Below are 12152 nucleotides of genomic sequence, written 5' to 3' on the forward strand. Positions count from 1 at the left end.
TCACCGGACGAGTGATCGATCCTGCGCTTGAGCCGCTATTGCGAGGCATTGTCAACTAACAATGGCATCATCCCGCTGCCGCCGCCCTTATTGTTCCTCCAGATCGGCAAAACGCGCCCGTTGGCGGGCCAATTCGGCAGCCAGCGGCGCATAGACGTCGCGCGAATCGTCTTCCGGGTGATGGTGCAGCAGGCCGTTGGGGCAATAGCGATCATCATCCCAGCCGGGATGATCCAGCACCGGATACAGGCAGATCCCGGCCATCGGCACGCCCAGGGCGATCGCCTTGGCCACCTCGTCGGCGACATAAGCCAGCCATTCGGGCCGCGCCTCGCCCTCGATCCCCGTCTCGGCGACGAAGATCGGGCGGCCATAGCGGGCATAGGTCTCGGCCAACATCATGTGGAACGGCTTGTACTGCGCATGTCCGCGCGCGATCGGCGGGCCGCCATGGATCCACTGATTGTTGTGATAGAAATTCACCCCGACAATATCCAGCAGATCGGCCCGCCCGCCGATCTGCGGCCACATCGCGCCGGCGATCAGGTCCCAGCCTTGGAACTGTGCCAGCCGATTGCCCTCCGCCGCTGCCGCATCCCGCGGGCGCGCGGGATCGATCGCGATGTTGATCACCGGATCGGCATGTACGAACCGCGCGGCCGGATCGCTGCGGCGGATCGCCTCCATCGCCGCGACCGCCGCGCGCGCGAGTTGCACCTTCAGTTCGAACCCGCGGCCGGTGCCGAACGGGTTCATATAGCCGACATCGCCGCCGCCCCAGGACAGGAAGGAGATTTCGTTGACCGGCGCATAAAAGCAAATGCCCTCCGTCCGCGCGCCCATCAGCTGCGCTGCCGCGGCAGCAAAAGCGGCGAAGCGCGTGACGAAATCGGGCGTCCAGATGTCGAGATCGTCCGGCCAGCCATAATGGAGCAGGTCCCAGATCACCTGCGTGCCCGTCGCCGCCGCACCGGCCAATTGTCGCTCGAGGCTCGACCAATCGTAACGCCCGGGCGCCGTTTCGATCAGATGCCAGCGCAACCCGTCGCGCACCGTCAGCAGGCCATGGTCCTGCAAGCGGGCGTAATCGGATTGCGCCCGTCGGTCATGCGCCGTTGCGGCGATCACATCGACCCGCTCCCGATCGCGCCCGCGGCGATGCGTCGAACATTCGAACCCGCCCTGGAAGAAGCTCCGGAAAAGGGGCGCGGGGGCAGGGGCGGGCGGGCGCCGGGCAGCGTCGAACAGCGCGGTCCATTGCGGTACGGTACGGCCGATGACAGGCTCGATCAGCGTCGGGCGCAGGTGCAGCCGCGCCAGCGCGGGCGCGACATCGGGCACATCCGGCTGGGCCACCACGGCATGATAGCCGGGCAGGGTGCTGGCCAGATAGGCCACGGTATCCTCGAACGACAGGTGATAGGGCGTGGTGTCCACCGCCACGCCCGTCGCGGTGAGCAGCGCGGCCGACCGCGCCGCCATGCCCGGTGGCAGGAAACAGACTAGCACGTCGATGCGGTAGCGCGATCGATCGAGCGCCGCCGCCAGCCGCCGCACCTCCACCTCTGCCGTCCCGCCTAACTGGCCGAGCACGAACAGGACGCGCACTGCGTCCTGCCCCGATGGATCGATCACACCGATACGGCGGCGGCGGTATTGACGCCGAGCCGCGGCGCCAGCCGGCGATAGGTCGCCAGCGCCTGTCCCACCACTTGGTCCATATTGTAATATTTGTACGTCGCCAGCCGCCCAACGAAGCTTACGTTCGGCAAGGCATCGGCCAGCGCCTCATACTGTTTGTACACCGCCTGGTTGTCCGCCCGCGGGATCGGGTAATAGGGATTGCCGGTGGCGCTGGAATATTCGTAGCTGATGCTGGTCTGCTTGTGCACTTGCCCGGTCAGTTGCTTATATTCTGTAATGCGCGTGTACGGCGTATCCTCCGATGGATAATTGACCACTGCAACCGGCTGGAACTGTTCCATGTCGTGCGTCTCGTGATGGAAATCGAGGCAACGATAGGGCAGCGCGCCGAAGCGGTGATCGAAATATTCGTCGACCGGCCCGGTGAAGATCGTATGCCCCACGGTCACCCGGTCCGCCACATCGCGGAAATCGACACCCAGTTCGACATCGATCAGATCGTGATCGACCATATTCCCGAACATCCGCGTATAGCCATCCAGCGGCATCGCCTGGAAGCTATCGAGGAAATAGCGATCGTCGATCGAGGTCCGCGTCGGCACGCGCGCGGTGACCGATTTGTCGAGTTCGCTCGGATCCAGCCCCCATTGCTTGCGCGTATAGCCGCGGAAGAAGGTTTCGTAGAGTTCCTGCCCGACCGCGGCGATCACCACGTCCTCGGAGGTGCGGATGTCGCGCGGTTCGGCGCGCGCCGCCAGGAACGCGGCGGCCTGCGCGTCATCCTGCAGATCCAGCCCATACAGCCCGTTGATCGTCGTTCGGTTGATCGGGATGGGCAGCAATTTGTCACGCACTGCGGCGAGCACGCGGTGCTCGTACGGGCGCCATTTGGTGAACTTCGACAGATATTGGACGATCTCGTCGCTATTGGTGTGGAAGATGTGCGGCCCGTAGCGATGGATCAGGATCCCCGCCGCGTCGTGCTCGTCATAGGCATTGCCGCCGACATGTTTGCGCCGGTCGATCAGCAGCACGCGCTTGCCCGATTGCGAGGCCAGGCGCTCCGCCAGAGTCGCGCCGGCAAAGCCCGCGCCGACCACGAGCACGTCGTAATCCCGCCGTGCGTCAGACGCGCGGATCGCCGGCGCCGTCACCACGTCGTTGGCCGGCACCACGCGCTGGCGCTTTCTGTCGATCGCGCTCGAAACCATCTCGCTCATTTCGGCAAAGGTCTTGTCCCACGACATGTCCGCGATCACCGCATCGGCGGCGTCGCGCCATGCTCCTTGCACCGGCAGCGCCAGCACGCGGGCGCACTCGGCGACGAAGGCATCCGCGTTGGCCGCGATGCCGACACCGTCCAAATCGCCATATTGCGCCACGACATCGACGATCGGCGTCGACACGACCGGCACACCGGCCCCCAGATATTCCGGTGTCTTGGTCGGGCTGATGAAGCGCGTCGCGGCGTTGATGGCAAACGGCATCAGCGCCGCGTCCCAGCCCGCCAGATACGCCGGCAACTCGTCATACTCGCGCCCGCCGAGCCAATGGATGTTCGCGCGCCGCGGCAGATCTTCCGCCGCGATCTTGGCCACGGGGCCGATCAGCACCAGCGACCAATCCGGCCGCGCCTTGGCCACCGCGTCGATCAGCGCCAGATCGATCCGCTCGTCGATCACGCCGTAGAAACCGAGAATCGGGCCGGTGATCGTCGCCTGATCGGCCGGCACGGCAATCGCGCCCCGCGCCGTCGCGAAATGCGCTACATCCACCGCCGACGGAAACGCGCGGATATTGTTGTGGCGCGCTTTCTTCGCCTCGAACAAGCTCTGCCCGCCGGTGAACATCACGTCGGCGCGGGCAATCAGCGCGCTTTCCTGCGCGATCAGCGCGGGATCGGCGAACTTGAATGCCGACAGTTCGTCCATGCAATCATAGACCACCGCCGCCGCCGTCACGTGCTGCGCGAAGCCGAACATCATCGGCGTGTAGAACCACAGGATCGGCGGCGTGGTGAGGCTGCTCGCGACGAACATGTCGAGCAACGCGGCAAGACCCGTCTCGCGTTCCGCCGCACTCCACCAATGCGGCAGGCGCGGGCGCAACGCGATCACGTCGTCCTGCGGGAAGGGATGATATTCGAGATACGGCAGCGGATGATCGCAGCCGATCGGTTCCTCCCACACATAGACGCGGCGATCCCGCGCGAAGCGCCGCATCAGATGCTGCGGGCGCTGGATCACGAAATCCCAGCGTAAATGGGAAAAGCAGATCAAGGGTGCAGCATCGGAAGACAGGGTCGATAGGGTCGTATGGTGCACGCGATGCTCCCGTTATGTTCTCCCGCCCCGGACCCGCGATACCGGGCTGTTACGGATCGTCCATTGATCTCGATCACCGCCAAAAATTAAACGGCGGGCGGTACCCCCCGCCCGTTCGTGGTCCCCTCCCCGCGCCGGGGAGGATAAAAGGTCACCGCAACTGACTGTCTTTGCTGCCGCGTCGGTTGATCGCCGCATTGACCGGCTTGGCGTCACGCGCCGACTGGCAGGCGACGCAGGTGCGCACCCCGGGCACCGCTTCGCGCCGCCGCTCGGGGATCGGGTCGCCGCATTCCTCGCAATGCGTCTCGCTCTCGCCAGCGGGCAATCGCGCGCGCGCGCTCATCACGGCGTCAGCGATCGTATCGTCGATCTGATCCTGCACCGCCCCGTCGGGGGCCCAACCGCCGGCCATGGCTTGTTTCCGTCATTGTAAGGAGACTGACATAACCATGCCGCGAACCGATCGGTTCCGCGCGGTGGAACGGTAACGTCCGCAACCACTTCATTTTCCCCGCCGGCCGCATTAGTGCTACGCCACCGCACGATCCAAGAGGCGGCTGGAGAGGTAATGACCCCCGATTTCGATTTCGCGCTGGGCGAGCATGCGGACATGATTCGCGAGACCACGCAGCGCTTCGCCGCCGAGCAGATCATGCCGCTCGCCGCCCGCATCGACGCCGAGGACTGGTTCCCGCGCGAGCTGTGGCCGGCGATGGGCGCGCTCGGCCTGCATGGCATCACTGTAGCGGAGGAAGATGGCGGCCTCGGCCTCGGCTATCTCGAACATGTCATCGCCTGCGAGGAAGTAAGCCGCGCCTCGGCTTCGATCGGCCTCAGCTACGGTGCGCACAGCAACCTGTGCGTCAATCAGATCGCGCGCTGGGCCAATCCCGAGCAGAAGGCCAAATATCTCCCCAAGCTGATCTCGGGCGAACATGTCGGCAGCCTCGCCATGTCCGAGGCGGGCGCCGGTTCCGACGTCGTCTCGATGCGGCTGCGCGCGGACAAGACCGATACGGGATATGTGCTCAACGGCACCAAATTCTGGATCACCAATGCGGCCTATGCCGACACGCTGGTCGTCTATGCCAAGACTGGGGAGGGCAGCCGCGGCATCACCACCTTCCTGATCGACAAGGACATGCCCGGTTTCTCGATCGGCCAGAAGATCGACAAGATGGGCATGCGCGGCTCGCCCACCGCCGAACTGGTGTTCAATGATTGCGACGTGCCGGACGAGAACGTCATGGGCCCGATCAACGGCGGCGTCGGCGTGCTGATGAGCGGTCTCGATTACGAGCGCACCGTGCTGGCGGGCATCCAGCTCGGCATCATGCAGGCGTGCCTCGACGTGGTCGTGCCCTATGTGCGCGAGCGCAAGCAGTTCGGGCAACCGATCGGCGGTTTCCAGCTGATGCAGGGCAAGATCGCCGACATGTATGTCGCGCTGAACTCCGCTCGCGCCTATGTCTATGCCGTGGCCAAGAGCTGTGATGCCGGGCGGACGACGCGCTTCGATGCGGCCGGCGCGATCCTGCTGGCGAGCGAGAATGCGGTAAAGGTGGCGGGCGAAGCGATCCAGGCGCTGGGCGGGGCTGGCTATACCAAGGATTGGCCGGTGGAGCGCTATTTCCGCGATGCCAAGCTGCTCGATATCGGCGCCGGCACCAACGAAATCCGCCGCATGCTGATCGGCCGCGAGCTGATCGGCGCGAGCGAGAAGGTGGCGCAGTGATGCCGATTCTTCATTCCTCCCCCACCGGGGGAGGGGGACCATTTGCTTCTTCAGCAAATGGTGGAGGGGTAGCCCAGCAGCGGTACCTTCCGTGGCTACCCCTCCACCACCCGGCTGAAGAAGCCGGGCGGTCCCCCTCCCCCTTTGGGGGGAGGAATTAAGATGACCGCCCCCGTCCTCACCACCACCCTCTCCCCCGACAGCGAGCAGTTCCAGGCCAACGCCCAGCACAACCGCGCGCTCGCCGCGCGCCTCCACGCCGACGTCGCCCAGGCGGCGCTCGGCGGCACCGAAAAATCCCGCGAGCGCCACACGGCGCGCGGCAAATTGCTTCCGCGTGACCGCGTCGAACGCCTGCTCGATCCCGGCTCGCCCTTCCTCGAAATCGGCCAACTCGCGGCGAACGGCCTGTACGACGACCCAAATACTGGAGAGGGGGTCCCCGGCGCTGGCGTGATCGCCGGGATCGGCCGCGTATCCGGTCGCCAGGTCATGATCCTGTGCAACGACGCGACGGTGAAGGGTGGCACCTATTATCCGCTGACCGTCAAAAAACACCTCCGCGCACAGGAGATCGCCGAGCAGAACATGCTGCCCTGCATCTACCTGGTCGATTCGGGCGGCGCGAACCTGCCGCACCAGGCCGAAGTGTTCCCCGACCGCGATCATTTCGGCCGCATCTTCTTCAACCAGGCCAATATGAGCGCGAAGGGCATCCCGCAGATCGCCTGCGTGATGGGCAGCTGCACCGCCGGCGGCGCGTATGTCCCCGCCATGTCCGACGAGACGATCATCGTGCGCGGCCAGGGCACGATTTTCCTCGCCGGCCCGCCGCTGGTGAAGGCCGCGACCGGCGAAGTGATCTCGGCCGAGGAACTGGGCGGCGCCGACACGCACGGGCGGCGCTCGGGCGTGGTCGATCACGTCGCCGAAAATGACGAACACGCGCTGACCATCGTCCGCGACATCGTCTCGACGCTGCAACCGCAAGTGGGTGGCAACGTCAACCTGCAGGCGCCGCGCCCGCCGAAATTCGATGCCGAGGAGCTGTACGGCATCGTGCCGAACGACGTCCGCGCGCCGTACGACGTGCACGAGATCATCGCGCGGCTGGTCGACGGCAGCGAATTCCACGAATTCAAAGCGCTGTACGGCACCAGCCTGGTGTGCGGCTTCGCGCATATCTGGGGCATCCCCGTCGCGATCCTGGCCAATAACGGCGTCTTGTTCAGCGAGAGTGCGCAAAAGGGCGCGCACTTCATCGAGCTTGCCTGCCAGCGGCGTATCCCTTTGCTGTTCCTGCAGAATATTTCCGGCTTCATGGTCGGCGGCAAATACGAGGCGGAGGGCATCGCCAAGCACGGCGCCAAACTCGTCACCGCGGTCGCCACCGCCACCGTGCCCAAGATCACCGTGCTGATCGGCGGCAGCTTCGGCGCGGGCAATTACGGCATGTGCGGGCGGGCCTATTCGCCGCGCTTCCTGTTCAGCTGGCCCAACTCGCGCATCAGCGTGATGGGCGGCGAACAGGCCGCGTCCGTCCTCGCCACCGTCCACCGCGATGCGGAAAACTGGAGCGCGGCGGACGCCGAAGCGTTCAAGGCCCCGGTGCGCCAGAAATACGAAGACGAAGGCAATCCCTGGTACGCCACCGCGCGGCTATGGGACGACGGCATCATCGACCCCGCGCAAACGAGAGATGTGCTCGGCCTGGCCTTCGCCGCCACGTTAAACGCCCCGATCCCCGAACGCCCCGCGTTCGGCGTGTTCCGGATGTGATGCGATGAGGATGCCCCACCATGCTCGTCATCCTGAACTCGTTTCAGGATCCACCGCGCAGCGAGGGCGAACGCATCGGTTCCAGTCCCAGACCCACCGCGAGATCGTCCCAATCGGGATTGTCGCGCTCGATAAGGTTCATCTTTCAGTCGCGATGCCACCGCTTCAGCTGCTTCTCTCGTGCGATCGCCGTGGGCATGTCGGCAAACATTTCGAACCAGACCAGCCGGCATATGCCGTAGCGTGCGGTAAAGCCGGCAATCTGACCCGAACGATGTTGATACAGTCGCGCCAGCAGGTGCGACGTCACCCCGATATAGATCGCACCGTTTCGGCCGTTGGCGAGCATGTAGACGCAGGGCTGCTTGGGCATCGCGCACTCTCCCAGTCTGAACATGCCGCGCGGTGGATGCTGAAACAAGTTCAGCATGACGGTAAGATGGCATGATCCAATCGCTGCCCCTCCACCCTTTGCCGGAACAGGCAAACGGTCCCCCCTCCCCCTTGGGGGAGGCATTAGGAAGTAACCCATGCCCCTGATCCTCGCGCTCCTCCTCGCCCAGACCACGCCGATCCAGCCGATGCCCAAAGGCACTGGCCTGCCGCCCCCCGGCGCGGAGGAGGCCGCCGTCATGGCCCCGGTCAACGCGCTCTTCGCCGCGATCGCCGCGCGTGACGGGCAGGCCGTGCTGCCCCACGTCCTGCCCGATGGTGGCGTCATCGCCGCCGACGGCACCAAGATCACCCGCCGCGCCTGGCCCGCCTGGGCCGCGTCGATCACGCCCGGCCCCCAACGATACGAGGAACGGCTGTACGATCCCGCGATCGAGATCGATGGCGATGTCGCCATGGTCTGGGGGCGCTACGATTTCCGCGTCGACGGCAAGATCGTGCATTGCGGCTATGATCATGTCGATCTGGTCCGCGACGGCGGTCGCTGGAAGATCGCCAACATCACCTATTCCGCGCGCACCGGCTGCGAGGGCTAAGCATGATCGCGTCGCTGCTCATCGCCAATCGCGGCGAGATCGCCTGCCGCATCATCCGCACCGCGCAGGCGATGGGCATCCGCACGATCGCGGTCTATTCCGATGCCGATGCCAAGGCATTGCATGTGCGGCAAGCCGACGAAGCGGTGCATATCGGCCCCAGCCCGGCGCGCGAGAGCTATCTGGTCGGCGACAAGATCATCGCCGCCGCGCGCGCGACCGGCGCGGAAGCGATCCATCCCGGCTACGGTTTTCTCAGCGAGAATGCCGATTTCGCACAGGCGGTGCTCGACGCCGGCCTAATCTGGGTCGGCCCCAACCCCGACAGCATCCGCGCCATGGGGCTCAAGGACGCGGCGAAGGAGCGTATGATCGCCGCCGGCGTTCCCGTCACCCCCGGCTATCTCGGCGCCGACCAGTCGCCCGAACGGCTGGAAGCGGAAGCGGCCAAGATCGGCTACCCCGTGCTGATCAAGGCGGTCGCTGGCGGCGGCGGCAAGGGCATGCGCCGCGTCGATGATGCAGCCGATTTCGCCGACGCGCTCGTTTCGTGCCAGCGCGAGGCCGCCTCCAGCTTCGGCAATACGGACGTGCTGATCGAGAAATACATTCTCTCGCCGCGTCACATCGAAGTCCAGGTGTTCGGCGACACCCACGGCAACGTCGTCCACCTGTTCGAGCGCGACTGCAGCCTGCAGCGCCGCCACCAGAAAGTGATCGAGGAAGCCCCCGCGCCCGGCATGGACAAGGCTACGCGCGCGGCGATCTGCGACGCCGCGGTCAAGGCGGCCAAGGCGGTAGACTATGTCGGCGCGGGCACGATCGAATTCATTGCCGACGCGAGCGACGGCCTGCGCGCCGATCGCATCTGGTTCATGGAAATGAACACACGGCTGCAGGTCGAGCATCCGGTGACCGAGGAGATTACCGGGCAGGATCTGGTCGAATGGCAGCTGCGCGTGGCCAGTGGGGAGGTGCTACCAAAGCGGCAGGACGAGCTGGCGATCGATGGCTGGGCGATGGAAGCGCGGTTGTACGCCGAAAACCCTGCCACTGGCTTTCTGCCCTCGACCGGCGTGCTCGAGCATCTTCTGCTGCCAAGCTTCGCGCGGCTCGAAAGCGCCGTCGAGGAGGGCGGGGAGGTCTCCCCGTTCTACGATCCGATGATTGCCAAGATCATCGTCCACGAGCCCAGTCGGTCCGCCGCGATCGATGAATTGTGGGAGGCGATCAGCGATGTCGAAGTATGGCCCGTACGCACCAATGCCGGCTTCCTCGCGCGTCTTTGCCTCGACCAGGACTTCCGCAGCGGCGCGCTCGATACCGGGCTGATCGAGCGTCGCGGCGAGGCGCTGACCATCCCGCCGCCGCCAGAGGAGAGCCATCTGCGCGAGGCGGCGGCAGCGCTTGCCGCCCGCCCGGTGCGCGGCGTGTGGGAGGGCGCGATCGGCTTGCGCCTCAATGCCGCGCCGCGCGCCGAGGCGCGCATCGTCGACGATGCCGGCCAAGTGCATGTCGTCACCGATCTGATGATCGACGACGGCCCGCCGCAGGATGAGGTGATCAGCTTCTTCCTTGGCGAAGGCCGCGGGTATCGCCTCGCTCAACCGCGCGGCACGGCTGCCGGCACCGCCGGGGACGGCGCGATCCTCTCGCCCATGCCCGGGCGCATCATTGCGGTCGATGTCGCCGCCGGCGATGCCGTCACCAAGGGCCAGAAGCTCGTTACTTTGGAGGCGATGAAGATGGAGCATAGCCTCGTCGCCCCGTTCGACGGCACGGTCGAGACGCTGGCGGCGGTGATCGGCGGGCAGGTGTCCGAAGGCGCGGTTCTGGTGAAGATCGCGACCGCGGAGTAACGACCCATGTCCTCACCCTTCGCCGCCTTCGGCGTCTTTTCCCTCTCCCGACGGGAGAGGGAAGGGGCCCGCCGCCACTTGGCCGTGGGAAGGGTGAGGACAGGATGAAAGGAATGGCCGATGGCTGGTAGATATTACGACGAATGGACCATCGGCGACCAAATCACGCACGAAATCCGCCGCACCGTCACCGAAACCGACAATCTCCTGTTCTCCACCATGACGCACAACCCGCAACCGCTGCATCTCGACGCCGAAGCGGCAGCGAAAAGCGAGTTCGGCCAGATCCTCGTCAACGGCACCTTCACCTTCGCGCTGATGGTCGGCCTGTCTGTCGGGGACACCACGCTCGGCACGCTCGTCGCCAATCTCGGCTATGACAAGCTGGTCCACCCGAGCCCGGTGTTCATCGGGGATACGATGCGCGCCGAAACCGAGGTAACCGATCTGAAGGACAGCAAATCGCGCCCCAATGCCGGCATCGTCACTTTCACCCACCGGCTGATCAACCAGCGCGATCAGATCGTCTGCCAGTGCCTGCGCAGCGCGCTGTTGTTGCGCGCGCCCGTCGGTTAAGGCTGGCGCAAGCTGCGATCGGGCAAGGAGCCGCATGATGATTTTACCAATGCTGGCGCTGCTTGCCGTCCAATCCGGCCCCGCCGCGGCGCAATGTGCCCCGGGCACGCAACACCCCGTGCTGGTCAAGATCACCGGCTTCAAGAATCGCACCGGGCAGGTGCGGGTACGCTTGTTCGGCGGGTCCACGGCGACCTATTTCGACAAGAAGCAGGTCTTGGTCCGCACCGAAATCGCCACGCCGCGCGGCGGCGCGGTAACGATCTGCGTCGCGGCGCCGCGGCCCGGCGTCTATGCGGTGGATGTCCGCCACGACGTCAACGGCAACGGCAAGACCGACCGTGCCGATGGCGGCGGCACGTCTGGCAATCCCGATATCGGGCTGATGGACGTGATCTTTAAACGCAAGCCGAGCCCGGCGATCACCCAGATCCGCGTCGGCAACGGCCCCACGGCCGTCGCGATCCAGCTCAAATACCTGCAGGGCGGATCGTTCAAGCCGGTCGCTGCCGATTGACGATCGTGCGCGGCGGCGACAGGGCAGGGGGCATGGCGCCACTGATCGCGATCATCGGCTGTGACGGCTCGGGCAAATCCACGCTGGCCGCCGATATAGTCGCGACGCTGGCCGCCGAACGCCCCGTCGCCACGCGCTATCTCGGTCTCGGCTCCGGCGCGATCGGCGAGCGTATCAAACGCTGGCCGCTGATCGGCCCGGCGCTCGAAACTCGCCTCGCGCGCAAGGGCAAGCAGACGCGCACCAAGGGCGAGCGCATCCCCGGTCTCGCCACCGCTTTGGTAATCTACAATTTCTCGCTGCTGCGCCGTCGCCGGTTCCTACAGGTCCTGGCGCTGCGCCGGCAGGGCGTCACGGTGATCACCGATCGCTATCCGCAGATCGACGTGCCTGGTTTCTACGACGGCCCCGGCCTCTCCGCCGCCGCCGCCAACAGCGCGCCCGTCGCCTGGCTCGCCGCCCGCGAACGCCGGCTCTACGAGTGGATGGCCAGCCACCGGCCCACGCTCGTCCTGCGGCTCAACATCGATGCCGAAACCGCGCACGCGCGCAAACCCGAGCATGATATCGACCTGCTGCGCCAGAAGGTTGCCGTCACGCCATTGCTGCGCTTCAACGACGCACCGATCGTTGATCTCGACTCGCGCGCGCCCTATGCGCAGGTCCGGCAGCGCGCGCTGGATGAAATTCGCGCCGTCATTGGCTGACCCGCGGACCCGCCCGCGC

General features: G+C 65.7%; 10 protein-coding genes and 1 pseudogene. 7 read left to right on the forward strand and 4 right to left on the reverse strand.

Translation table 11 applies throughout. The features are described 5' to 3' along the window. Positions 1–87: 87 nt before the first annotated feature. The 3 genes from U1739_RS18990 to U1739_RS19000 all read right to left on the reverse strand — a co-directional run bounded on the left by U1739_RS18990 (position 88) and on the right by U1739_RS19000 (position 4383). Entirely contained in the window at positions 88–1635 is a 1548-nt protein-coding gene (locus tag U1739_RS18990; RefSeq protein ID WP_332710168.1) for a hypothetical protein, read from the reverse strand. After that, positions 1632–3890 (reverse strand): UDP-galactopyranose mutase, encoded by a 2259-nt coding sequence (gene glf, locus U1739_RS18995; protein ID WP_332710169.1) that lies wholly within the window; start codon positions 3888–3890, stop codon positions 1632–1634. Before glf ends, U1739_RS18990 begins: the two co-directional genes overlap by 4 nt. Positions 3891–4119: 229 nt before the next feature. Then, positions 4120–4383, reverse strand: a complete 264-nt coding sequence (locus tag U1739_RS19000; protein WP_332710170.1) for a DksA/TraR family C4-type zinc finger protein — start codon at positions 4381–4383, stop codon at positions 4120–4122. A 156-nt stretch (positions 4384–4539) separates the two neighbouring features. Here U1739_RS19000 and U1739_RS19005 point away from each other — a divergent pair, with 156 nt between their 5' ends. Continuing rightward, a complete protein-coding gene (locus U1739_RS19005; RefSeq protein WP_332710171.1) occupies positions 4540–5706 on the forward strand; it encodes an isovaleryl-CoA dehydrogenase in 1167 nt (388 codons plus the stop codon). 162 nt (positions 5707–5868) lie between these two features. Continuing rightward, positions 5869–7485 (forward strand): carboxyl transferase domain-containing protein, encoded by a 1617-nt coding sequence (locus tag U1739_RS19010; protein WP_332710172.1) that lies wholly within the window; start codon positions 5869–5871, stop codon positions 7483–7485. A gap of 43 nt (positions 7486–7528) precedes the next feature. Here the strand turns inward: U1739_RS19010 and U1739_RS19015 are convergent. Further along, a pseudogene (locus U1739_RS19015) lies at positions 7529–7858 on the reverse strand (GIY-YIG nuclease family protein). 157 nt (positions 7859–8015) lie between these two features. On the opposite strand from U1739_RS19015, the gene U1739_RS19020 reads away from it, so the two are divergent. From U1739_RS19020 to U1739_RS19040, 5 genes are all read left to right on the forward strand, one after another. Further along, the gene (locus U1739_RS19020; RefSeq protein WP_332710173.1) at positions 8016–8474 is read left to right on the forward strand and encodes a nuclear transport factor 2 family protein; all 459 of its coding nucleotides are present in this window, start codon (positions 8016–8018) and stop codon (positions 8472–8474) included. Positions 8475–8476: 2 nt separating this feature from the next. After that, positions 8477–10333 (forward strand): acetyl/propionyl/methylcrotonyl-CoA carboxylase subunit alpha, encoded by a 1857-nt coding sequence (locus U1739_RS19025; RefSeq protein ID WP_332710174.1) that lies wholly within the window; start codon positions 8477–8479, stop codon positions 10331–10333. 120 nt (positions 10334–10453) lie between these two features. After that, a complete protein-coding gene (locus tag U1739_RS19030; RefSeq protein WP_332710175.1) occupies positions 10454–10909 on the forward strand; it encodes a MaoC family dehydratase in 456 nt (151 codons plus the stop codon). A gap of 37 nt (positions 10910–10946) precedes the next feature. Further along, positions 10947–11426, forward strand: coding sequence for a DUF2141 domain-containing protein (locus U1739_RS19035; RefSeq protein WP_332710176.1), 480 nt, complete (start codon positions 10947–10949; stop codon positions 11424–11426). A gap of 32 nt (positions 11427–11458) precedes the next feature. Next, positions 11459–12133, forward strand: a complete 675-nt coding sequence (locus U1739_RS19040) for a nucleoside/nucleotide kinase family protein (protein WP_332710177.1) — start codon at positions 11459–11461, stop codon at positions 12131–12133. The last annotated feature ends 19 nt before the right edge of the window (positions 12134–12152 follow it).

Origin of the sequence: Parasphingomonas puruogangriensis (assembly GCF_036663635.1) — a bacterium.
GTDB lineage: Bacteria > Pseudomonadota > Alphaproteobacteria > Sphingomonadales > Sphingomonadaceae > Sphingomonas.

What these genes read in the sequence shown, in the direction of transcription:
- U1739_RS19005 (WP_332710171.1), top strand. Translation starts at nt 4,540, where the DNA reads ATGACCCCCGATTTCGATTTCGCGCTGGGCGAGCATGCGGACATGATT.
- U1739_RS19040 (WP_332710177.1), top strand. Translation starts at nt 11,459, where the DNA reads ATGGCGCCACTGATCGCGATCATCGGCTGTGACGGCTCGGGCAAATCC.
- U1739_RS19035 (WP_332710176.1), top strand. Translation starts at nt 10,947, where the DNA reads ATGATTTTACCAATGCTGGCGCTGCTTGCCGTCCAATCCGGCCCCGCC.
- U1739_RS19030 (WP_332710175.1), top strand. Translation starts at nt 10,454, where the DNA reads ATGGCTGGTAGATATTACGACGAATGGACCATCGGCGACCAAATCACG.
- U1739_RS19020 (WP_332710173.1), top strand. Translation starts at nt 8,016, where the DNA reads ATGCCCCTGATCCTCGCGCTCCTCCTCGCCCAGACCACGCCGATCCAG.
- U1739_RS19025 (WP_332710174.1), top strand. Translation starts at nt 8,477, where the DNA reads ATGATCGCGTCGCTGCTCATCGCCAATCGCGGCGAGATCGCCTGCCGC.
- U1739_RS19000 (WP_332710170.1), bottom strand. Translation starts at nt 4,383, where the DNA reads ATGGCCGGCGGTTGGGCCCCCGACGGGGCGGTGCAGGATCAGATCGAC.
- U1739_RS19010 (WP_332710172.1), top strand. Translation starts at nt 5,869, where the DNA reads ATGACCGCCCCCGTCCTCACCACCACCCTCTCCCCCGACAGCGAGCAG.